The sequence below is a fragment of the Limosilactobacillus sp. WILCCON 0051 genome, from assembly GCF_039955095.1.
Taxonomy (GTDB): Bacteria; Bacillota; Bacilli; order Lactobacillales; family Lactobacillaceae; genus Limosilactobacillus; species Limosilactobacillus allomucosae.
In genome coordinates, this window is record NZ_CP154878.1 from 518606 (window position 1) to 539988 (window position 21383).

Genomic DNA, 21383 nt, shown 5'->3' on the forward strand with positions numbered 1-21383 from the left:
CAAGGAGGTGTCAATAGATGTTGCAAGGTGTTCTGGCTCAATCCAATAGCTTATACGTCGGAGACATGCTGTTTTACATTGTTTCATTTATTATCCTGATGCTGTTGGTTAAGCATTATGCTTGGAAACCAGTTACGGATATGATGAACAAGCGGGCAACCAAGATTTCCGATGACATCGACAATGCAGAAAAGTCGCGTGCCGAAGCAGAAAAGCTGGCTGCACAGCGTCAAACTGAATTGCAGAACTCTCACCAAGAAGCCGCCAAGATTATCAGCACGGCCAAAAAGACTGGTGAAGCTCAACGGGACCAGATCGTTACGGATGCGCAAAAAGATGCGCAGGTCGTAAAAGAGCAAGCCCAAAAGGATGCTGAGCAGGCACGTCGTGATGCTCTGAAAGGGGCGCAAAACGATGTTGCCAACTTATCTATTGAGATTGCTTCCAAGCTCATCCACAAGGAATTAAACGCGGACGATCAAAAAGCACTGATCGATTCGTACATCGAAGGGTTGGTAAAACATGAGTCTTGATAAGAAGACGGTTGCTAACCGCTATGCGAAAGCAATTTTTGAGCTGGCTGAAGAAAACGGTCAACTCGATCAGACTTATCAAGAATTATCTGCTTTGCGTCAAGTCTTCGAAGAAAATGGCAGTTTGGCAGCGCTGTTGAGCGGTGTCGATCTGTCACTCGCTGAGAAAAAATCTTTGATTGATGCATTGAAAAAGGATGCTTCGCCATTCGTTTCCAATCTGATTCAAATGGTTTTTGATTACGGCCGCATGGATGATTTGGTCGCAATTATTGATGAGTTTGAACGGCGTTACGATGCATTTAACAAACGCATCCACGCCGAAGTAATCACAGCGGTGCAACTCGATACGAAGCAACGCGATCAACTGAAGGCTGGTCTGGCTAAGCGTCTGTCAGCCAACGAAATCGTATTGCACGAAACGGTTGATCCGTCAATTTTAGGCGGAGTCATCATCCGAGCAAACAACGAAACTCTGGATGGTAGTCTCAGTTCAAAGATTGAACAAATTCGTCGTTTACTTGTTAAATAATCAATTGTCAAAGAGGTGAGACCTTTATGAGCATTAAAACTGAGGAAATCAGTTCACTCATCAAGAAGCAGCTCGCCAACTATCAGGACCAAATTTCCGTTGAAGAAACTGGGACGGTTACCTATGTTGGTGACGGGGTTGCTCGTGCCGATGGCTTGGAAAATGCCATGGCTGGTGAGTTGCTCGAATTTAGCAACGGTGTCTACGGGATGGCCCAAAACCTCGAAAGTAACGATGTTGGTATCGTTATTTTGGGGGACTACACGGGAATCCGTGAAGGCGATACTGTTAAGCGGACGGGCCGGATTATGGAAGTTCCCGTCGGCAAAGAACTGTTAGGTCGGGTCGTTGACCCACTGGGACGTCCAATTGACGGTCTTGGCGAAATCAAGACCAGCAAGACGCGTCCCGTGGAAAAGAAGGCCCCTGGCGTTATGCAGCGGAAGAGCGTTAGCGTGCCACTGCAGACTGGGATCAAGGTTATTGATGCCTTGGTACCAATTGGTCGTGGCCAACGTGAATTGATCATTGGTGACCGTAAGACTGGTAAGACTTCACTTGCCATCGACACGATCATCAACCAAAAAGACCAAGACATGATTTGTATCTATGTTGCAATTGGTCAAAAGGAATCAACGGTACGGGCTCAGGTTGAAACGCTGCGTCAATACGGCGCCTTGGACTACACGATCGTTGTTTCAGCCAGTGCCTCCAACCCTGCACCAATGCTTTACCTGGCACCATATGCCGGAGCTGCAATGGGTGAAGAGTTTATGTACAATGGCCAAGATGTCTTGATCGTTTACGATGACTTGACGAAACAAGCTGATGCCTACCGTGAACTGTCACTGATTCTGCGGCGGCCACCTGGTCGTGAAGCCTACCCAGGTGACATTTTCTACACGCACTCACGTCTGCTTGAACGTGCTGCACGGCTTTCAGACGACATGGGCGGCGGTTCAATGACTGCTCTGCCAGTTATTCAGACCCAAGCCGGTGACGTTTCAGCTTATATTCCAACCAACGTTATCTCAATTACTGACGGTCAGATCTTCCTGGATTCTGACTCCTTCTATGCTGGTCAACGTCCAGCCATCAACGCCGGGACTTCGGTTTCTCGTGTCGGTGGTGACGCTCAGATCAAAGCCATGAAGAAGGTTGCTGGTACGCTGCGTCTGGATATTTCTGCCTACAACGAACTGGCTGCCTTTGCGCAATTCGGTTCCGACTTGGATGAAAACACGCAGCGTCGTTTGGGTCGTGGTGAACGGACGATGGAAATCTTAAAGCAGGGCCTGCACGAGCCACAACCAGTCGCTCAACAGGTTGTAACGCTTTTTGCTCTGTCACATGGCTATGTTGACAACATTCCTGTTCAAGACGTTCGTCGCTTTGAACAAGAACTGGCTGCCTACATGCGTGCAAACCATCAAGACGTTTATGACCAGATTGCTGAAACTGGCAAGCTGCCAGAAGGCGATGTTATCGACCAGGCAATCAAGGACTTTAAGGAAACGTCATTTCAAACCAGCGACAGCGACAAAGCTGCCAAAAACTAAGCATGACTAGTCGAAAGGACGGTGAGATTTAGTGCCAGCTTCACTTGCTACTGTTAAACGCAAGATTCAGTCAACCAAGAGCACGCGTCAGATTACCTCTGCCATGCAAATGGTTTCTACGGCTAAGCTTAACCAGATTCAGCACCATACTAAGGCTTATGAGGCCTATGCTGCTACGGTTCGTGAAGTCCTGTCCAGCATGGTCAAATCTCACAGTACGACGGATGCTGATAGTAAAGATCAGTTCACGTCGCTGTTTGACAAACGACCAGTACAGCAGACTGGCATCTTAGTTATCACATCTGACCGGGGATTGGTAGGAAGCTACAACAGCAACGTTATCAAAGAAACCCTGGAAACGATGAAAAAACACCATTTGAATAAAGACAACACGGTTTTCCTGACGATTGGACGAACCGGGACCGAGTTCTTTAAGAAACGCGGTATGAACGTTGTTTATGAGTACACTGGTGTTAGTGACGTGCCAACGTACAAAGAAGTCCGCGGGATCGTTAAGACCACGGTACAAATGTACAATGACGGAGTATTTGACGAACTTTTCCTGTCATATAATCACTACGTCAATCGGATTACGTCACACGTTCGAGTTCAAAAGATGATGCCAGTGTCAGAAGATTCAATGACCGACGATCAGCCGGCCGTAAGTGAAGAATCAACTGACAAGACGCGGATTTCGCCTGAATTCGAATTCGAACCTTCCGCCAACGATATCGTTTCGGTAATCGTTTCTCAATACGCGGAAAGTTTGGTTTATGGAGCGATTTTGGATGCCAAGACGTCTGAACACTCCTCAAGTGCCAATGCAATGAGCTCTGCTTCCGACAATGCTGATGAGATCATTTCGGATTTGGAGCTTCAATACAACCGGGCACGGCAAGCTGCCATTACCACGGAAATTACTGAAATTACCGGTGGTATGACGGCCCAAGAATAATCATTCTAGTAAGTAGGAGGAAACAGCATGAGTGCTACTGGTAAAGTTGTACAGGTTATCGGTCCAGTTGTCGATGTTGAATTCCCCTTGGACGACAAGCTGCCAGAAATCAATGACGCGCTGAAGATCGATAAAGGCGATGGCACGACGCTGACTACTGAAGTTTCCCTTGAACTGGGTGACGGTGTGGTACGGACGGTTGCCATGGACGGTACCGATGGTCTGCAACGTGGCATGAAGGTCGAAAACACGGGCGCTTCAATCAGCGTTCCAGTTGGTGACGACACTCTGGGTCGAGTTTTCAATGTCCTTGGTGAACCAATCGACAATGGTCCAGAATTCGGCCCAGATGCCAAGCGGATGCCAATTCACCGTGAAGCACCTAAGTACGAAGATTTGAACAACACTACGGAAATTTTGGAAACGGGGATCAAGGTTATTGATCTGCTTGCTCCATACGTTCGTGGTGGTAAGATTGGTCTTTTCGGTGGTGCCGGTGTCGGCAAGACCGTCTTGATTCAAGAACTGATCCACAACATTGCTCAAGGCCACAACGGGATTTCCGTATTTACCGGTGTTGGTGAACGGACCCGTGAAGGTAACGATATGTACTTCGAAATGAAGGCTTCTGGGGTTCTGAGCAAGACAGCCATGGTCTATGGTCAAATGAACGAACCACCTGGTGCCCGGATGCGGGTTGCCCTGACTGGTTTGACGATTGCGGAATACTTCCGTGACGTAAAGGGCCAAGACGTGCTGCTGTTTATCGACAACATCTTCCGGTTTACTCAAGCCGGTTCAGAAGTTTCAGCCTTGTTGGGACGGATTCCATCTGCCGTTGGTTATCAGCCAACGCTGGCTACTGAAATGGGTCAGCTGCAGGAACGGATTACTTCGACTAAGAAGGGTTCCATTACGTCGATTCAAGCCGTTTATGTTCCTGCCGATGACTACACCGACCCTGCTCCAGCAACGACTTTTGCCCACTTGGATGCCACGACCAACCTGGAACGTCGGCTGACGCAAATGGGTATCTACCCAGCCGTTGATCCACTGGCTTCAACGTCAACTGCATTGACGCCTGAAGTCGTTGGTAAGGAACACTATGAAGTAGCTACGCGGGTACAGCATGTCCTGCAGCGTTACCGTGAATTACAAGACATCATCGCCATCTTGGGGATGGATGAACTTTCTGATGAAGAAAAGACGATTGTTGCTCGGGCACGGCGGATTCAATTCTTCCTGTCACAAAGCTTCAACGTTGCTTCACAATTTACGGGGATGCCAGGTCGTTATGTTCCATTGAAAGACACGATCAAAGGCTTCAAAGAAATCCTTGATGGTAAATACGATGACCTGCCGGAAGATGCTTTCCGTCTGGTCGGTCCAATCGAGGATGTTGTTGAAAAAGCTAAGCAGATGAAAGCTGATGCCGAAAAAGCTGAAAACTAGGAGGGATGATCATGGCTGATAGTACTTTTAAGGTCACCATTATCACTCCTGATGGCACCGTCTATGAGAACAAAGACGCTACGATGCTGGTTATGGATACGCGTGGCGGTCAAATGGGGATCATGGCGAACCACGTGCCCCTGGTTGCAGCGCTGCAGATCAGTGCCTTGCGCGTCAAGCACAACTCCGCTAAAGACGATGTGATCGCCGTTAACGGTGGTTTCATGGAATTCAACGATAATACTGCGACAGTGGTTGCTGACAGTGCCGAACTGCCAACGACGATTGACGTAGCTCGGGCTGAAAAAGCCAAAGAACGCTCTGAAAAGTGGGTTGAAGAAGCTAAGCAAAAGCACAGTAAAAATGAGCTTGCGCGTGCTGAAGTTCACCTGCGCCGAGCAATCAACCGACTCAACGTTTCTCAGATGCGTTGATTTGGTTAGTCAAAACGTCATGCCGATTACAGGCATGGCGTTTTTTAATTTCTTATAAACATTGATCACCAGTTAGAAGGCTTAGCATAGAATATGTTAATATGATTAATGATTGCTTATTGGGGGGAGTTTAATGGAACTGACAGGTCTGCAGGCTTTGATTACGATCGTGATACAATTGGGCTTTATTTGGATTGCCTTTTATGCACTACAGGGACTGCATATGGAACGTTGGTTTCGTCGTCCGCCTAAAACGCTGCCATTGCTGACGGTACTTTTGGCAACCGCGCTCGGCTACTTGAATGCCAGCTTTTTATTGACGGTTCTAAAAGCAATTCGTAATCTGATTTATCTGGCACAATAAATCAATGTTGGAGGAAAACCAAATGAAAAAAATCCTGATTCAAGGAGGGCAGCGTCTACGTGGGAGCGTTGCTGTTGCGGGGTCAACTGCCCTGGCACTGACAGCACAGGTTGCAGCGCTTTTGGCATCAACTGGTGAGCTTAAGCTGGCTAACGTTGCTGATACGATGAATGTTGACACGATGAATGAATGCTTACAAACGCTGGGCTTGGCTGTCACTGTCAATAAGCCGACTCATCAGCTCATCATTCAATCTCAAGCAAAACTAACGGCTGACGACCTAACGGCAATTACTTCCGTACAAGTTGCTTCATTAATGGCTGGACCGCTGTTGGCCCGCACTGGCAGCGTCAGATTAAACGAAGATCAGGTGCCAGATGAGATTATTGCCGATCTAAGACGCCTGGGAGCTGATGTCTCGTTAAATGATGAAACTTTAGCGATCAAAGCAGGTCGTTTAAAGGGAAGTCATTTAAAGCTGACGGATAGCGACTGCCTAAATACGCAAAGTTTGATCATGGCAGCGGTACTTGCTGATGGGATTACGGTAATTGAAAATGCAGCCTGTGATTTTGAAGTCATTGCCCTGGCCAATCTTTTAAATAAGATGGGGGCTCGAGTGCATGGCGCGGGAACAAAAATCGTAAGGGTACAAGGCGTGACGTTTCTGCATGGCTGTGACTACGAGATTGCCGGCGACTATCTGGAGGCAACGGCACTGATGCTGGCTGCTGCGATAACTAATGGCGATGTGATCATAGAAAACGTTCATCTGCAAAGCGTTCAAGGCGTGATTAATCAGCTTGAGCGGATGGGATGCACCGTAGTCGTCCAGCAAAATGGCGTTCGCGTTTTAGGAACGGCAGTCTTGCTGCCAGCTGATCCACAAAGCCTTTTTCCCAGCACAATGTACCCTGAGCTTGCAATTCTACAGCTGTTGGCTAATGGCAAAAGCAGCAATGCGGTCATGGATCAAAGACTGCTCGATCAATTGAAGAAAATGCAGGCCAGTGTCCAGGCAGCAGATGGTGAATTGATTTTAAATGGACCGGCTGAGCTTAGCGGTATCAAGGTTGTGGCATTTGATGCCGGCAGTGCACTGACGCTGACACTGGCGGGTTTGGCAGCTAAAGGACTGACGATTGTTGAAAATGGTGCTTATCTTGGTGATGAGTTTGAAGCCTTGCCTGCCAAGCTGCAAAGTCTGGGGGCCAGTCTGCAGTCAAAGAACTTTGAATCGGCTTAAAAACTATCAACAAAATTTAAGTAAGGTAGATTATTATCAATTCAGCGGTTAAAGACTGGTTGTGGTATAATATCGTTCGAATTGAGTAAAAATCGGAAGGAGAAAAACATGGCTAAGGATATCGGAATTGACCTTGGAACAGCCAATGTTCTGATTTACGTACAAGGAAAGGGTATCGTATTAAACGAACCATCCGTAGTGGCAATTGATACACGCACTAATAAGGTTCTGGCAGTCGGTTCGGAAGCCTATCGCATGGTGGGACGGACGCCAAGCAACATTCGCGCGATTCGTCCACTGAAAAACGGGGTAATTTCCGACTTTGATATGACCCAGGAAATGCTTTCTTACTTTATCAGCAAGCTTAGCGTCAAGGGCTTTATGTCAAAACCTGATATTATGATCTGTGCGCCAACCAATATTACGGAAATTGAGCGCAAGGCCATCATTCAAGCTGCTGAACAGTCAGGCGGCGGCAAGGTTTACCTGGAATATGAGCCAAAGGTAGCTGCAATCGGTGCGGGACTTGATATCTTCAAGCCTCGTGGCAATATGGTAATCGATATGGGTGGCGGTACCAGCGATATTGCCGTGCTTTCTTTGGGCGATATCGTAGCCAGCGAGTCGGTTCGCTTGGCTGGTGACCAGTTAAACAGTGATATTGCTGAATATATCAAAGAACATCATGGCTTGATTATTGGTGAGCATACTGCTGAACGCATCAAGATCGAACTGGGAACGGCACAAAAGGTAGACGAGCCACAGACAATGGAAGTACGTGGTCGTGATGTTGCCAGCGGGATGCCAAAACAGATTGAAACCAATGAAAATGAAATTGCGGATGCATTGCATGACACCTTAGAGCAGATCGTTCGCGCATCAGTTGCCGTATTGGAAACCGTACCACCAGAGCTTGCCAGCGATATTATCGATCGCGGCATCATGCTGACGGGTGGGACGGCAATGCTTCACGGTATCGATAAGCTGTTTAGTGATCGCTTAAAGGTACCCGTAGTTGTTTCACAAGACCCACTGGACAACGTGGCCAAGGGTGCTGGTGAGCTGCTGGAACGTATGCAGTCTGATAGCGGTAAAAATCACAAATAGATTAAGCAATGTTTAGGAAAATAGTGATCATGCTGATTAAAGGTTATCAGCGCGGCATTTCTTCACGTCGTCCCTATCGTGTGTGTCGCTATGAGCCAACCTGCTCGCAGTATATGCTGGAGGCCGTTCAGCGGTTTGGACTTAAAGGAGTTTTAATGGGCAGTGCCAGGATTTTACGCTGCCATCCTTGGGCCCACGGTGGTTTCGACCCAGTGCCGGATCACTTTACAATCCGACGAACACATCATAGACAAGGGTGAAAACGTGTCAAAAAAAGAAAAAACGGTTGCCGTTAGCGTCAAAGATATTGAACGCAATGGCCAGCCGGTAGAACAGATTTTTGTTGGAAAGCGACTGATCGGTGAGGTCGTGGCTGACAAGGAACGCTTCAAGGCAATTCTTCTCAAAGGTGAACAGGCATTTTACGTTCGCTCGCAAGAAGAAGGGCTGGAAACGATTCTTCAGCAGTATCATCTTCACCAAGGTTGATTGGTGGATAAAAGGGGTTGGGGAAAAGCCCGAGCCCTTTTTAGTTTTAATAAGGAGAAATTTTAATGCAACGATCGCAAAATGATAATGAATCGCGGATTGACTGGGGCATTATCTTCTGTGTGCTTTTGCTGGCGCTGATTGGACTGGCTTCAATCTATGTTGCGGCCAGCAATGATAAGACCCCGACCAGCGTCACGCGTCAAGTAGTATCGCAATTGGTTTGGTACATCATTGGGACGATCATGATTATCGTTATCATGCAGTTTGACGCCGAACAGCTCTGGAAAATCGCGCCAATCGTCTATTGGCTCGGAATCTTCTTGATGTTTGCCATCCTGGTCTTTTATAGTCGATCGTACTATGCCAGTACAGGTGCCAAGAGCTGGTTTGCCATTGGTCCGTTCACTTTTCAGCCTTCAGAAGTCATGAAACCGGCCTATATATTAATGATGGGCCGCGTGATCACGACTCATAACAGTCAATACAGTACTCATACCGTTGAATCGGACTGGCGCTTGATTGGCAAGATGCTGCTGTGGCTGATGCCGATTATGATTTCGCTGCACTTTCAAAATGACTTTGGGACTTCGCTGGTCTTCTTTGCCATTTTCTGCGGCATGGTCTTGGTCGGCGGCGTAACCTGGCGGATTATTGCCCCAGTTGCTACGGTTTTGATCGTTGTTGGCGGTTCGGCGCTGGCAATGGTTACCAGTACGACTGGTCGACGGATCCTAGAGCATATCGGGTTTCAGGCATACCAGTTTGATCGAGTTGATACCTGGCTGAATCCTCAAGCTGATACGACCAACCAAGGCTACCAGCTCTGGCAAAGTATTAAGGCGGTCGGCAGCGGTGGAATTACCGGGACGGGCTTTAACCACACGCATGTCTATGTCCCGGTGCGTGAATCTGATATGATTTTTTCGGTCATCGGTGAAAACTTTGGCTTTATTGGCGGCGTCCTGCTGATTTTGCTTTATCTGCTGCTGATCTATCTGATGATTCGGGTAACGTTTGATACTAAAAATGAGTTCTATGCCTATATTTCGACCGGGGTCATTATGATGATCCTTTTCCACGTCTTTGAAAATATTGGGATGAACATCGGCCTTTTGCCATTGACGGGGATTCCTTTGCCATTTATCAGTGCTGGTGGCTCTTCTTTGATCGGAAATCTGATTGGGATTGGGATGGTCATGTCGATGAGGTATCATCATCATTCCTACATGTTCAGCAACAATCAAGAATTTCATTAGGGGTGATGTAAGATGGAACAGCCATGGTGGATTGATCATCAAGCCCGTGATCTGGTCGCAGTTGGCTTAAACAAATCAGTACTGCAGGAATTAGGCCAACCGAATTTTATTGATGTAGCATTGGTGGGAACCCAGCTTAAAACCAATGACAGTCTGGCTACGATCGAAGGACAGAAAATGATCGTCGATTTAAAAAGTCCGCTTGACGGTGTGATCGTTGCCGTTAATCCAGCGTTGGAGGGCTGGGTGGCTGCTGACAGTGACGATGGTCAGTGGATGATTAAGGTTCAGCCATTTAGCTGAGTAAATTTCTCTGATTGCTGAGACAGGCATTGAAAGCCGGTCTCAGCTTTTTTTATGAAATTTATGAAAAAAGTGTTGACGTAAATTAAAATTGCATTATAATAACTACATAATCAATTAATCGAACGAACAAATTCAAACATATCGAAAAGCAGAGTAGATTGTGGCGCGTGCTCAGAGAGTTTCCGGTTGGTGAGAGGAAATTCGTTAAGCAGTCGAAGATGGGCTTGGAATGGTACTGGCGATATTTAGCCGGTAACGGGGTTGCAGCCGTTATCAATGCAAGGTGATTTTTTAAGTCACCTACTGAGGCTTAATTTGCGAGAATTAGGCAAAAAAAGGTGGTACCGCGAAACACTCGTCCTTTTTATAAGGATGAGTGTTTTTTGTTTGTTTTGATTAATGATCAAACAATTGGCTGCCGGCAGGCTGTTGTTTTGAAAAGCTATTATTAAAAAGGGATTATTTAATTGAGAATTGAGAGGAGACATCATTATGAACAAGCGTAAGAAAAAAACGTTAATCTGGGTCGTTGTTGCATTGGTAGTCGTTATTGCTGGGATCTTCAGCTTCGGCAATTTTGGCAAGCAAAAGGAACAAACCGTAACGGTCGGGGTCGTTTCACCATCTAAGCAGGATGAGGCAGTTTGGAATCAGGTTAAAAAGACGGCCAAGAGCAAATACAATGTTGATATTAAGCTCAAGACGTTTACTGACTACAACCAGCCAAACAAGGCTCTGCAAAGCGGCAGCATCGATCTGAACGCTTTCCAGCACAAAGCATTCTTGGATGCATGGAACAAGGCTAACAAAGGTTCTTTGGTTTCAATCGGCAAGACCTTCATCACGCCAATTCACCTCTACTCCAACAACTACAAGAATGTTAAGAGTCTGCCAGATGGTGCTACGATTGCCATTCCAAACGATGCATCAAACGAAAGCCGAGCACTGTACGTTTTGCAGAGTGCAGGCTTGATTACCTTAAAGAAGAACACTGGCGCTTTGGCAACGATCAATTCAATTGCTAAGAATCCAAAGAACCTGAAGATTAAAGAAGTTGCTGCCGACCAAGCAGCACGGACGCTGGACAGTGTTGATGCAGCAGTTATCAACACCAACTATGCAGTGGCTGCCAAGATCTCAACGAAGAAGTCCATCTTTACTGAACCAGTCAACAAGGATTCTGAACAATGGATCAACTTGATCGCTGCTCGTAAGAAGGACCGCAACAAGGAAGCCTACAAGGATGTTGTAAAGGCATACCAAACGGAAAAGGTTAAGAAGGTCATCAACGAACAATACAAGGGTCTGGAAAAGCCAGCTTGGGACATTAAGCTGAAGTAATTTCCACCAGATAGAAGGAGAAGAGATATATGGGGACAAACATTATTGATTTGGAACACATCGACGTTACGTTCCAGACTGGCAAAAACGAAACTGTTCAAGCCGTTAAGGATGTCACCCTGCAAGTCGAAAAAGGCGACATCTATGGGGTAGTTGGCTACTCGGGTGCCGGCAAGTCAACGCTGGTTCGCACGATCAACCTGCTGCAAAAGCCAACTGCAGGCAAGATCACGGTTGAAGGCGAAGTGCTGTTTGCCGATCACAAGCAGCAGATCAGCAACGCAAAACTGCAGGAAAAGCGACGCAACATCGGAATGATCTTTCAGCATTTCAATCTGCTGAACGAAACGACGGTGCTCGACAATGTCATGTTTGCCCTCAAGCACAGTAAGCTCAGTGATGACGAGGTCGAACAAAAGTCATTGAAACTCTTGGATCTGGTCGGCTTAAAGGATAAGGCCGATGCCTATCCAGTTCAGCTTTCCGGTGGCGAGCAGCAGCGGGTTGCCATTGCCCGGGCACTGGCCAATGATCCAGAAATTTTGATTTCTGACGAGGCAACCTCGGCGCTGGACCCTCGTAATACCAACCAGATTTTGGACCTGCTCAAGGATTTAAATGAAAAGATTGGTCTTACGATCATCTTGATTACTCACGAAATGGATGCCGTTAAGCGTGTTGCCAACAAGATTGCGGTAATGCAGCATGGGGTGATCATTGAAAAAGGCGAGCTGCGGCAAGTCTTCTTGCGGCCGCAGCAGGAACTGACGCGTCAGTTTGTCGGTGGTTCACTGGCGGCCATGGATACGCTGCGTTCAATGAACCTGGGGACGCTTAATGATGATGAAGAGCTGTATCAGCTGGTCTACAGCGGCGATTCAGTTGCTGAGCCACTGATTATCGGACTTTACCGGGCAACCGGCGTCGAAGCCAGCATGATCTATGGCAACGTTGAGGTATTAGGCAACGTGCCGATCGGGATGCTGTTTGTGATCGTAAAGGGAACGCCTGATCAAAGAGAGGCGGCCGTAAAGTTCTTTAAGGATCAAGACGTTGAAGTAACCAAGATTGATGATCGGGGGATTTGGCATGACTGAGTTTTTTGCAAAATATTTTCCTAATGTCGTCCAACTCGGCTGGAGCGGCGACAGTGGCTGGGGTACCTCAATTGGTCAAACGCTCTATATGACGTTTTGGCCAGCTGTCTTTGGTGGCATCCTCGGTGTGTTGTTCGGTGTGATTCTGGTAGTTGCAAAACCTGGCGGCATTATGGAGAATAAGACGCTGTTTAGTATTTCTGACAAGATCGTCTCATTGTTCCGGGCCATTCCATTTATCATTTTGTTGGCCTTCATTGCTCCGTTTACGCAATTGATCGTTGGTACGCAGATTGGGACAACGGCTGCTTTGGTACCATTGTCCTTGGGATTCTTCCCATTTTATGCCCGTCAAGTTCAGGTTGCGCTGGAAAGCGTGAACTATGGTAAGATCGAGGCTGCTCAGGCAATTGGTGCTACCAATGCTGATATCATCTTTGAAGTCTACTTGCGTGAAGCACGTTCTGAATTGGTGCGGGTGACTACGGTTTCACTGATCAGTCTGGTTGGTCTCACGGCCATGGCTGGTGCGGTTGGTGCCGGTGGCCTTGGTAATACGGCCATTGCCTATGGATACGATCGTTTCTGCAACGACATTACAATCGTGGCGACCTTGCTGGTATTGCTGCTGGTGATTATCATTCAACTGGTTGGTGACGTTTTGGCAAAGGCCGTTAACCACCAAAACCGTTAATTTGATTAGATTATGGAAACGGCTTTTTTGGGCCGTTTTTTTTTTTAGAGGTGTTGAACAATGGATAAGGAAAAGCAAGCAAAAATTTTAAAAGATCTGATTCATATCAATTCGGTAAACGGCAATGAGCTTGACGTTGCCGACTACTTAGCACGACTGTTTGCACAGCATGACATGGATGCTGAGGTGGATGCGTTTGGCGAGCGGCGGGCCAATCTGATCGTTGAGTTTGGACAGGGCAATACTGATCGGGTCTTAGGAATTACTGGTCATATGGATACGGTCGCCGTGGGTAATCGTGCTAACTGGCATCATGATCCATTTGGTGCTGAAACCCAGGGAGATCGACTCTTTGGCCGTGGCGCCGCGGACATGAAAAGCGGATTGGCTGCTCAGGCAATTGCTTTGATTGAGCTTAAGGAAAGCGGCTGGCAGCCTGATGGCAAGATCCGTTTGATTGCAACGGCTGGCGAGGAATATGGGACACCAGGCGCCAATCGTTTGGAGGAGAAAGGCATTGCTAAAGATCTGAGTGCCTTGATCGTAGGTGAGCCAACGGGCGGCAATATCGTTTACGCCACATCGGGAAGCTATAACTATCAAGTAGTCTGCAAGGGACGCTCAGCACACAGCTCCATGCCTGAACGCGGAATCAATGCCGTCAGCGGTCTGGCTCGTTTTATCGAACTGGAGGCCAGCTTGTTTGACAACGTGCCGCAGGATCAATATCTAGGCAGCGTTAAGCATTCAATTACGATTTTAAAAGCCGGCGATCAGGTTAATACGATTCCTGATCGTGCCGAACTGCGCGGCAATCTTCGACCAACACGTGCGTTTGATAATGAAAAAGTTACGCAGCGGCTTGAAAAGGCGATTGACTATCTAAATCAGACTACGGATTATGAATTGACGCTCAATATCTTAAATGATTGGTGGCCGATTGCAACCGATCCACAAAGCGATTTGGTAAAACTGGCCTTAAAGGCAGCTAACGACAGCTATGTCAATAAACCAGAGCTGACGATCATCAATGGAGCTACTGATGCCAGTGTGTTTGTCAAGCATCGTTGTGATCTGCCGGTTGTCGTGTTGGGTGCTGATGAATGGTCGCGGGCGCATCAGGTTGATGAGTATACAACCTGGTCGAGCTATTTTGCCACGATCAATGCCTACCGCACCATCATGCATGATTTCTTTAGCTAGCTAAAAGACTGGAAGACCTTCATGTTGGATCATGAAGGTCTTTTTATTGTGATAAAATTAAATGATTACCAAAAAGGGGGATGCCTATGACTGAATCAATTGCCAGTCTAAGAGAACAACTGATTGAGCTGCATCAGCGCGTTGATAATGCCGAGATCTTTCAATCACTGTATCAGCGAGTTGGCGAGCTGGTCGAAAAGGTTCCCAGCCAAAAGCGAACCAGCTATGAACCGCCTGCTGACGACCAACGCTATCTAAAAAACGAAATGTCTGTAATTAAGCAGCAGATGCTTGAAAAAGAGCCGCTTGACCAGGTACAGAAAAAAAGTTTGTTTTATCATCTGGCTTCGGTTGATCGAGTGGCCAGAGAATGCTCAAGGCAGGCAATCAATGATTTATTGGGACATGAGATGGTCAGTGCTGATGAGATTGCACATTGGACAGACTATGTATTGCAAGACGATATCTTATACGCACATGTCTTGGAGCCTAAAAATCAGGCAGTTTTTATGCGCGCTTCAGCCGTCAACATGCTGCATTCTTTTTTAATGGCTGATCGGTTCGGCTACTTTTTTCTGACTGAAGAAAAGCTGCAGGAGGTAATTAATAAGGTTGCACTCTTAGTCCTGCTGGAAAAAGATACCAGAGGCTTTATCGGCAGACGCGGCTGGGCACATATGTTTTTTGAACTGACCAATATTTTTATGGAAATGACGGAACGGACGGATCTTTTAAGAGGCGATCATATTTTTATGATGACCGTTTTAGTGGAACGCTATCGTCGTTTGCGCACGCCGCTGGAAATGGGCGAGCAGAATGAGATTGCGGAGTATTTAGTCTGTCTGCTCAAGCGTCATCGTCTGTACCAGGATTATTTTTTGATGGAATTAAAAGATTGGCGCGCTTGGTTGAAGCAACAGTCAGACGTTGATAATGAGGGGGATTGGCATCTGTTTTTCAACTATCAGCGCTTGATGACGGCCCTGCTGGTTGACAAAGATCTGCCGCCTAAGGTTATGGCTGAGATCATTGAACAAGAGATTTAGTTGTCAACGTTTACAGATAGTGTTATACTGTAGTTTCTAATAAAAACGGTTTAAGTACATTTAAAATTAGATAGGTGGTATTTTACATGACGAACAAAAAGCTGCACGTAGCATTGCTGTTCGGGGGCAATTCTTCGGAACACGATGTCTCTAAACGGAGCGCTCACAATGTATTTGACGCGATGGACAAGAACAAATATGACGTCAGCCTGTTTATGTTCACCAAAGATGGAATTCTGCTGAACAATGAATACTCACAGCGGATCTTTGACGGCGAACCAGAAGATGCCGTAGTCAAGGAAGCTTATGCCAATATGGATCTTGATGCGCCACTGGCACCAATCCAGGCTTTGAGCACGGTTAAGCAGATCGATTTCTTCATTCCGGTTATTCACGGTAACTTAGGTGAGGATGGTACGGTCCAAGGCCTGTTCCGCTTGCTGAAGAAGCCATATATTGGTTCAGGGATTGCCGCTAGTGCCATGTCGTTTGACAAGGATCTTACCAAGAAGATCATTACGCAAGCTGGAATTCGCAATACGCCATACATTCTGCTGACGCCAGAAAATCGCGATCAGTACGACTGGCATGCCATCCAAGAAGAACTTGGCGATCTGGTATTCGTTAAGCCGGCCAAGCAAGGTTCTTCAGTCGGGATTCATAAAGTCGAAAACGAGGCTGAATTAAAAGCTGCTCTTGATGATGCCTTTAAGTATGACTTTAAGGTCTTAGTTGAGCAAGGTATTGACCACCCTCGTGAAATTGAAATCTCAATTCTTGGTAATGAGCATCCAATCGCTTCTAAGCTTGGCGGTATCCGAGTACCAAGCGATGACCCATTCTACGACTATGAAAATAAATTTGTCGATGCCAGTGGCGTGGTCTTTGATCTGCCGGTAATCCTGCCAGATGACTTGACGCAAGAGATTACCGATATGGCACTGAAAGCTTACAAGGCGCTTGGCATGAAGGGACTTTGCCGGATCGACTTCCTGGTTGACCAAAATAACGTTCCATACTTGAGTGAGCCGAATACGCTGCCAGGCTTCACCAACATTAGTCTTTACCCGCAGATGTGGGAAGTTTCTGGTATTAAGTACTCAGATTTAATTGATCGCCTGATTAAGCTGGGACTGGAAGAATTTGAACGGCAAGAACAAATCAAGTACGATTTCCAGTCGCTTGGTGAAGAAAAAGTCGGTAAAAAAGAATATCACTAAAATAAGCAATTAAGATGATTAATAACAACCTCCAGAGCTGCCACCAGTTTTGGAGGTTTTATATTTGGCAAACTATTTACAATTGTCTAATTATTGATAAATTTATGATAAAATAATCATATACATATTTTTATTGGTTAATTGGTTTTACTATACATATATTAAGAAGGAATATTAGATGAAGCTTCGTGGGGATATCTTTAAGCAGATTCGGCGCAAAAGGGGACTGTCACAGACAGCATTAGCGGAAGGAATCTGTACGCAGGCAACGATCAGCCTGATGGAAAAACAAAATCGAATTCCTAAAATGAATATTTTAACTGCACTTTGCTCGCGGTTGGATATTTCGGCAAATGAGATTATTGAAAATGATGACGTTTCGATGACGGCAACTTTTGATCAGATTGGTCGCCTGTTGGCAGAAAGGCAGTTTGAAGATGCCCAGGCTGCCCTGCAGATGATCAAGGTCAAAAATCTGCAAAATGAATTTGATAAGCAGCGCTACTATTATTTGCTAGGGATGCTGCAGGTACAAAATCATCAATTTGATGAGGCAATCTTTAACTTTGAATTGGTTCTGACCCAGTTTTCGACCGTCAGTGCCAATATTTATCTGGCGATGACCACGATTGGCATGGCGATGGCTTATGAAAAGATCGGCAGTCAAAGTCGAGCACTGCGTTTGGTTGAAAGGGCAATGCGCTTGATTGATGAAAAAAAGCTAACTGGCGGCCAGCTGCAGTGGATCGTAGTCTATGAATACATATCTGGCTTGTATCTGGCGCTGGATCAGCCGCAGTTGTCACTCAATGTTGCGCAGCGCGGTATTGAAATCTGTCGGCAGATGCGCTCGATGTTTCTGCTTGATCGCTATTATCTGCATGCCGGCAAGGCGCAGCTGGCATTGGCCAATCAGGCAGTGGGCAAACAGGATTTAGAGATTGCGCACAGTTTGGCGCTGGTCGGTCAGCATCCTGAACTGGTTAAGGAATCAATGAAGGCCTTAGCAATGGCTTAAAATTATACATAAAAAAAGCGTTGACTGAAATTTCAGTCAACGCTTTTAATTATGCCTTAGCGTTTTTTTTGAACTGGAATTGGCTGGTTGTCCAAGTCGGTACGAACGACCAAAACATCACAGATCGCAGTCCGAGTAACGAATTCAGTAACCGAGCCGATCAAGATCCGTTCAACGGCATTTAAACCAGTAGCACCGATCATAATCAGGTCAGCGTGCATTTCCTTTGGCACTTCGCGGGCAATGATCGTCTTAGGAGCGCCGTATTCAATCGTGTAGCTGACATTGGCAACGCCTTGCTTTTTGGCATAGTCAACGTATTGATCCAGCGTCTTCTTGGCAGTCGTGGTTACTTGTTCAACCATTGAGCTGTCGAAACTGGAGATGTTTTGGAAAGCACGAGTGTCAACGACGTGCAGCAGGCGCAATTCCGTATCAGCGCCATTCCGTTTAGCAACAGCAACAGCTTTCTTAAAAGCCAGTTCAGCTTCCTTTGATCCATCTACAGGAACCAAAATGTGTTGGTATTGTTGAGTCATATCAAGTACCCCCTTAATGCTTAAGCTTCTTTGTTTATTTATATTTTACAACATTGTAAAGGCTTTCGCAAAAAAATGTTTAGAAAATCAATGTTTTTTGAACACTAACGAACTGGTTGCCAGCGCCATGGCCATGTCAGCCAGGCAGCCAATCACCAATACGGTTGCTACCAAACCAATATGATCAGAGAAGAACGCGGCAATCAGACTTACGATACCCCAGATCAGCAGCAGCCAGCCCCAGATGCTGCAGTGACGAAGACTGCGCTCAGTAGCGGTTTGGCCAAAGATACCGGTCTTGCGGTGACTTAATAGATACCAGCTTTCAATCAGCATGATCGCGGCAAAAATAATCATCAAAACAGTAATCAAAAAAATCAAAACTCCTTTCTCTGCCAAGGTACCATAAAAGCGGGACTGAAACCAGTAATGATTTCAATCCCGCTTTATTATGATATGTATCGGCTCCGTTCATGCCGTTAATTGTCTTTCAGTGTTGACCTGTGGATAAGACAGGTGGGCCATGGCCGACAAAGCTTCGACTACCAAGTGAGAAGGCATGTCGTTACAGTGTCGAGGCACTAGTCCCAAAGTAACGAAACTGTAAGGCAAGACTGCGAATTAGACAACACGCACATTACAGAACCTCTATTAGTATGTTAGCATTTTTTTTAAATAGGTGCAATCGTTTTCAACTTCTTGGCTGACGTTGGGCCTTCAATAGCCGCCGATACTGAATTCCCAGGGCTTTTTCAAATTCACCGTTTGGCTTGGGATGATAATACTCATCATTTTTGATTTTATCTGGTAGATACTGCTGGCGAACCCAGTCTTGTGGAAAATCATGCGGATATTGGTAGTCGACGCCATGGCCAAGTTTTTGGGCACCTTGGTAGTGGGCGTCTTTTAGCCAATTGGGGATCTCGCCGAAGCTGCCTTGATCAATACGCTCTAAAGCAGCATCAATGGCTTGAATACCTGAATTTGACTTGGGCGACAGCGCCAGTTCAATTACGGCATCGGCCAAGGGAATGCGCGCTTCAGGCAGACCAATTTTTTCAGCTGCCTGAATTGCCGTGATGGCTCGCTGAACGGCTGGCGGGTTTGCCAGACCAATATCCTCATAGGCAATTACGGTCAAGCGGCGGGCAATGCTTGGCAGATCACCGGCGGCAATCAGCCGTGCCAAATAATGAAGTGCGGCATCGACGTCACTGCCGCGAATCGATTTTTGAAAAGCAGAGATGACGTCATAATGAGCATCGCCATCCTTATCGGCAGCCAGTGCTTTTTTCTGAACGCATTCCTCAATAATCGGCAGGGTTAGATGAATCTTACCGTCTTGAGCTGGATCGGTTGACTTGGCGGCCAGCTCCAATCCGTTTAGCGCACTGCGCAGATCGCCGTTGACTGCGCGAATCAGCTGCTGACGAGCATTGTCGGCAAGCTCCAGCGGCATTTTCCCCAGGCCTCGCTCCTGGTCGGCGAGGGCGCGATCAATGGCCAGGCTGATGTCTTTTTCGGTTAAGGGGTAGACTGGAAAAATCTGAGTGCGACTGCGAATAGCTGGATTGATCGACAGATACGGGTTTTCAGTCGTGGCGCCGATTAAGATGATATGGCCGTTTTCTAAATGAGGCAGTAAAAAATCCTGCTTGGTTTTATCAAGGCGGTGAATCTCATCAAGCAGCAGAATCACGGTTCCGCTCATTTTGGCTTCTTCGGCGACAATCTGCAGATCTTTTTTGGAATCGGTGGCCGCATTCAACATGCGAAAGGCATACTTGGTTGATCCGGCGATAGCACTGGCGATACTCGTTTTGCCAGTGCCAGGCGGGCCATACAGAATCATTGAGCTGAGCATTTTGGCCTTAACCATGCGATTGATGATCTTGCCAGGACCAACCAGATGCTGCTGACCAACGACTTCGTTTAGATTGCGCGGCCGCATGCGATAGGCTAATGGCTGCAAAAAACAAGGCCTCCTTTGTTTTACTTAGAATGAAACAGTCGCTGCCAAAAGCCTTGCTTGGCCGGCGACTTGACTTGAGAAACTGGCTTTGACAGATCTGGATAGCGCTTCGCAACATCAACTGGCGACTGATAGACTGCGGTTTTAGCCGCTACTACGACCGCCAGCTTTTCAGGGGCTGTTGAAAATTCTGGATCCGTTTTCAAAGTGAAGCTGGCATGTTCTTGAACGGCTGCTCGCATATATGGTCGCAGCTGCTCATCATCTAGATTGCCATTTAAAAAGACCAGATTGCCGATTCCTTTTTTTAGCTCCAATCGCAGGGCATCAGACCAGTCACGCTCGCCAAGCTGAGCCACGCTGATCGTCAGGCAGACTCGCTCACGAAAAGTTCCCAGATAGCGTCTTTGCTCATCGGGATTGATTTTAGGCGTACCATAGACTGCATTTTGCAGCCGCTGATCAACTGCACTTTTTTCTTCGTTAGCCATGCATAACCCTCCGTAAGTAGTTTCATCCTATTGTATCATTGATTGATCTTGAATAATAAAAAAACGCCACTGCATTAAGCAATGGCGAAGATCATCCTAGTCTTTGACGATTTGGCAAAATTCAATAGTTTCAGCATTTGGTCCTTCAATATTGAAGAACTTGATGCCATGCTGCCAGAAGTCGAGATGCTGAACTTGATCTTCTTTCATCTTAAAGCCGGCTGCCTTGGCTGCTTTAAAGGCGGCATCGGCATCAGAAGTATTTAAAGAGATATGGTTAATCGCACCGGTTTGGCGAACGGCACCATCACCAGTCCAGATTTCCAGAGTCAGGTGAGCGTATTGCATAAAGACAACCTCATTGCCCTGGTCGTCAGTATCAAAATTGCCCAGCATCTTGAACCCGAGCTTTTCCCAAAAGGCAACTGTTTTTTGCAGATCATCGGTTGGAATACCAATGTGCTGCAGATCATCGAAGTAGCCAGCTAAACTTTTATTGAATGCCATAATTTTTCTCCTTTAACTA

25 protein-coding genes and 1 other annotated feature are annotated in these 21383 nt (G+C 46.6%); of the genes, 20 read left to right on the forward strand and 5 right to left on the reverse strand.

All coding sequences use genetic code 11. From position 1 onward, the window contains the following. Positions 1-17 precede the first annotated feature (17 nt). The 20 genes from atpF to ABC765_RS02470 all read left to right on the forward strand — a co-directional run bounded on the left by atpF (position 18) and on the right by ABC765_RS02470 (position 17855). Positions 18-533, forward strand: a complete 516-nt coding sequence (gene atpF / locus ABC765_RS02375; protein ID WP_033934402.1) for a F0F1 ATP synthase subunit B — start codon at positions 18-20, stop codon at positions 531-533. Continuing rightward, positions 523-1065: an ATP synthase F1 subunit delta gene (gene atpH / locus ABC765_RS02380; RefSeq protein WP_270361906.1), complete on the forward strand. Its 543-nt coding sequence runs from the start codon at positions 523-525 to the stop codon at positions 1063-1065. Before atpF ends, atpH begins: the two co-directional genes overlap by 11 nt. Positions 1066-1091: 26 nt before the next feature. After that, positions 1092-2624 carry a F0F1 ATP synthase subunit alpha gene (gene atpA, locus ABC765_RS02385; protein ID WP_347980634.1) on the forward strand — a complete coding sequence of 511 codons (1533 nt, stop codon included), beginning with the start codon at positions 1092-1094 and terminating at the stop codon, positions 2622-2624. Between the two features lie 31 nt (positions 2625-2655). Continuing rightward, positions 2656-3579: a F0F1 ATP synthase subunit gamma gene (locus ABC765_RS02390; RefSeq protein ID WP_143113080.1), complete on the forward strand. Its 924-nt coding sequence runs from the start codon at positions 2656-2658 to the stop codon at positions 3577-3579. Positions 3580-3606: 27 nt separating this feature from the next. Further along, complete coding sequence (atpD, locus tag ABC765_RS02395) at positions 3607-5031, forward strand: F0F1 ATP synthase subunit beta (RefSeq protein WP_006500286.1); 1425 nt, start codon at positions 3607-3609, stop codon at positions 5029-5031. Positions 5032-5042: 11 nt separating this feature from the next. Then, positions 5043-5465: a F0F1 ATP synthase subunit epsilon gene (locus tag ABC765_RS02400; protein ID WP_347952825.1), complete on the forward strand. Its 423-nt coding sequence runs from the start codon at positions 5043-5045 to the stop codon at positions 5463-5465. A 133-nt stretch (positions 5466-5598) separates the two neighbouring features. Further along, positions 5599-5829: a DUF1146 family protein gene (locus ABC765_RS02405; protein WP_270635293.1), complete on the forward strand. Its 231-nt coding sequence runs from the start codon at positions 5599-5601 to the stop codon at positions 5827-5829. A 22-nt stretch (positions 5830-5851) separates the two neighbouring features. Continuing rightward, complete coding sequence (locus tag ABC765_RS02410; RefSeq protein ID WP_347980635.1) at positions 5852-7075, forward strand: UDP-N-acetylglucosamine 1-carboxyvinyltransferase; 1224 nt, start codon at positions 5852-5854, stop codon at positions 7073-7075. 108 nt (positions 7076-7183) lie between these two features. Then, positions 7184-8182: a rod shape-determining protein gene (locus ABC765_RS02415; protein ID WP_347952827.1), complete on the forward strand. Its 999-nt coding sequence runs from the start codon at positions 7184-7186 to the stop codon at positions 8180-8182. 8 nt (positions 8183-8190) lie between these two features. Next, on the forward strand, positions 8191-8442 hold the full coding sequence (gene yidD, locus ABC765_RS02420; RefSeq protein WP_074504706.1) for a membrane protein insertion efficiency factor YidD: 252 nt from the start codon (positions 8191-8193) through the stop codon (positions 8440-8442). 4 nt (positions 8443-8446) lie between these two features. Further along, positions 8447-8671 (forward strand): DUF2969 domain-containing protein, encoded by a 225-nt coding sequence (locus ABC765_RS02425; protein ID WP_006500281.1) that lies wholly within the window; start codon positions 8447-8449, stop codon positions 8669-8671. 65 nt (positions 8672-8736) lie between these two features. Continuing rightward, a complete protein-coding gene (locus tag ABC765_RS02430; RefSeq protein ID WP_347952828.1) occupies positions 8737-9930 on the forward strand; it encodes an FtsW/RodA/SpoVE family cell cycle protein in 1194 nt (397 codons plus the stop codon). Between the two features lie 12 nt (positions 9931-9942). Further along, entirely contained in the window at positions 9943-10233 is a 291-nt protein-coding gene (locus ABC765_RS02435) for a biotin/lipoyl-containing protein (RefSeq protein WP_347980636.1), read from the forward strand. Positions 10234-10368: 135 nt separating this feature from the next. Then, positions 10369-10602, forward strand: a binding site (T-box leader). A gap of 126 nt (positions 10603-10728) precedes the next feature. Continuing rightward, complete coding sequence (locus ABC765_RS02440; RefSeq protein ID WP_347952830.1) at positions 10729-11577, forward strand: MetQ/NlpA family ABC transporter substrate-binding protein; 849 nt, start codon at positions 10729-10731, stop codon at positions 11575-11577. 29 nt (positions 11578-11606) lie between these two features. Then, entirely contained in the window at positions 11607-12674 is a 1068-nt protein-coding gene (locus ABC765_RS02445) for a methionine ABC transporter ATP-binding protein (protein ID WP_347952831.1), read from the forward strand. Next, positions 12649-13368, forward strand: a complete 720-nt coding sequence (locus ABC765_RS02450; protein ID WP_347953973.1) for a methionine ABC transporter permease — start codon at positions 12649-12651, stop codon at positions 13366-13368. The genes ABC765_RS02445 and ABC765_RS02450 overlap by 26 nt, the downstream gene beginning before the upstream one ends. A 60-nt stretch (positions 13369-13428) precedes the next feature. Beyond that, entirely contained in the window at positions 13429-14571 is a 1143-nt protein-coding gene (locus ABC765_RS02455; RefSeq protein WP_347980637.1) for an ArgE/DapE family deacylase, read from the forward strand. 86 nt (positions 14572-14657) lie between these two features. Continuing rightward, positions 14658-15617, forward strand: a complete 960-nt coding sequence (locus tag ABC765_RS02460) for a DUF2785 domain-containing protein (RefSeq protein WP_347980638.1) — start codon at positions 14658-14660, stop codon at positions 15615-15617. A gap of 86 nt (positions 15618-15703) precedes the next feature. Beyond that, a complete protein-coding gene (locus tag ABC765_RS02465; RefSeq protein ID WP_033934410.1) occupies positions 15704-16837 on the forward strand; it encodes a D-alanine--D-alanine ligase family protein in 1134 nt (377 codons plus the stop codon). A gap of 178 nt (positions 16838-17015) precedes the next feature. Next, positions 17016-17855 carry a helix-turn-helix transcriptional regulator gene (locus ABC765_RS02470; protein ID WP_347980639.1) on the forward strand — a complete coding sequence of 280 codons (840 nt, stop codon included), beginning with the start codon at positions 17016-17018 and terminating at the stop codon, positions 17853-17855. A gap of 56 nt (positions 17856-17911) precedes the next feature. Here the strand turns inward: ABC765_RS02470 and ABC765_RS02475 are convergent, their stop codons facing one another. From ABC765_RS02475 to ABC765_RS02495, 5 genes are all read right to left on the reverse strand, one after another. Further along, on the reverse strand, positions 17912-18394 hold the full coding sequence (locus ABC765_RS02475) for a universal stress protein (RefSeq protein WP_074504715.1): 483 nt from the start codon (positions 18392-18394) through the stop codon (positions 17912-17914). An 87-nt stretch (positions 18395-18481) separates the two neighbouring features. Then, on the reverse strand, positions 18482-18766 hold the full coding sequence (locus ABC765_RS02480) for a hypothetical protein (protein WP_347952836.1): 285 nt from the start codon (positions 18764-18766) through the stop codon (positions 18482-18484). A gap of 319 nt (positions 18767-19085) precedes the next feature. Then, the gene (locus tag ABC765_RS02485) at positions 19086-20345 is read right to left on the reverse strand and encodes a replication-associated recombination protein A (protein WP_347980915.1); all 1260 of its coding nucleotides are present in this window, start codon (positions 20343-20345) and stop codon (positions 19086-19088) included. Positions 20346-20386: 41 nt separating this feature from the next. Then, complete coding sequence (locus ABC765_RS02490; protein ID WP_347952837.1) at positions 20387-20857, reverse strand: YueI family protein; 471 nt, start codon at positions 20855-20857, stop codon at positions 20387-20389. 96 nt (positions 20858-20953) lie between these two features. Continuing rightward, complete coding sequence (locus ABC765_RS02495) at positions 20954-21364, reverse strand: VOC family protein (protein ID WP_347952838.1); 411 nt, start codon at positions 21362-21364, stop codon at positions 20954-20956. Positions 21365-21383 lie beyond the last annotated feature (19 nt).

Excerpts from the sequence above, each read along its gene's own strand:
- atpF (WP_033934402.1), top strand. The coding sequence starts at position 18 with ATGTTGCAAGGTGTTCTGGCTCAATCCAATAGCTTATACGTCGGAGAC.
- atpH (WP_270361906.1), top strand. The coding sequence starts at position 523 with ATGAGTCTTGATAAGAAGACGGTTGCTAACCGCTATGCGAAAGCAATT.
- atpA (WP_347980634.1), top strand. The coding sequence starts at position 1,092 with ATGAGCATTAAAACTGAGGAAATCAGTTCACTCATCAAGAAGCAGCTC.
- atpD (WP_006500286.1), top strand. The coding sequence starts at position 3,607 with ATGAGTGCTACTGGTAAAGTTGTACAGGTTATCGGTCCAGTTGTCGAT.
- ABC765_RS02400 (WP_347952825.1), top strand. The coding sequence starts at position 5,043 with ATGGCTGATAGTACTTTTAAGGTCACCATTATCACTCCTGATGGCACC.
- ABC765_RS02405 (WP_270635293.1), top strand. The coding sequence starts at position 5,599 with ATGGAACTGACAGGTCTGCAGGCTTTGATTACGATCGTGATACAATTG.
- ABC765_RS02410 (WP_347980635.1), top strand. The coding sequence starts at position 5,852 with ATGAAAAAAATCCTGATTCAAGGAGGGCAGCGTCTACGTGGGAGCGTT.
- ABC765_RS02415 (WP_347952827.1), top strand. The coding sequence starts at position 7,184 with ATGGCTAAGGATATCGGAATTGACCTTGGAACAGCCAATGTTCTGATT.
- yidD (WP_074504706.1), top strand. The coding sequence starts at position 8,191 with ATGTTTAGGAAAATAGTGATCATGCTGATTAAAGGTTATCAGCGCGGC.
- ABC765_RS02430 (WP_347952828.1), top strand. The coding sequence starts at position 8,737 with ATGCAACGATCGCAAAATGATAATGAATCGCGGATTGACTGGGGCATT.
- ABC765_RS02435 (WP_347980636.1), top strand. The coding sequence starts at position 9,943 with ATGGAACAGCCATGGTGGATTGATCATCAAGCCCGTGATCTGGTCGCA.
- ABC765_RS02440 (WP_347952830.1), top strand. The coding sequence starts at position 10,729 with ATGAACAAGCGTAAGAAAAAAACGTTAATCTGGGTCGTTGTTGCATTG.
- ABC765_RS02445 (WP_347952831.1), top strand. The coding sequence starts at position 11,607 with ATGGGGACAAACATTATTGATTTGGAACACATCGACGTTACGTTCCAG.
- ABC765_RS02450 (WP_347953973.1), top strand. The coding sequence starts at position 12,649 with ATGATCGGGGGATTTGGCATGACTGAGTTTTTTGCAAAATATTTTCCT.
- ABC765_RS02455 (WP_347980637.1), top strand. The coding sequence starts at position 13,429 with ATGGATAAGGAAAAGCAAGCAAAAATTTTAAAAGATCTGATTCATATC.
- ABC765_RS02460 (WP_347980638.1), top strand. The coding sequence starts at position 14,658 with ATGACTGAATCAATTGCCAGTCTAAGAGAACAACTGATTGAGCTGCAT.
- ABC765_RS02465 (WP_033934410.1), top strand. The coding sequence starts at position 15,704 with ATGACGAACAAAAAGCTGCACGTAGCATTGCTGTTCGGGGGCAATTCT.
- ABC765_RS02470 (WP_347980639.1), top strand. The coding sequence starts at position 17,016 with ATGAAGCTTCGTGGGGATATCTTTAAGCAGATTCGGCGCAAAAGGGGA.
- ABC765_RS02475 (WP_074504715.1), bottom strand. The coding sequence starts at position 18,394 with ATGACTCAACAATACCAACACATTTTGGTTCCTGTAGATGGATCAAAG.
- ABC765_RS02485 (WP_347980915.1), bottom strand. The coding sequence starts at position 20,345 with ATGCGGCCGCGCAATCTAAACGAAGTCGTTGGTCAGCAGCATCTGGTT.
- ABC765_RS02490 (WP_347952837.1), bottom strand. The coding sequence starts at position 20,857 with ATGGCTAACGAAGAAAAAAGTGCAGTTGATCAGCGGCTGCAAAATGCA.
- ABC765_RS02495 (WP_347952838.1), bottom strand. The coding sequence starts at position 21,364 with ATGGCATTCAATAAAAGTTTAGCTGGCTACTTCGATGATCTGCAGCAC.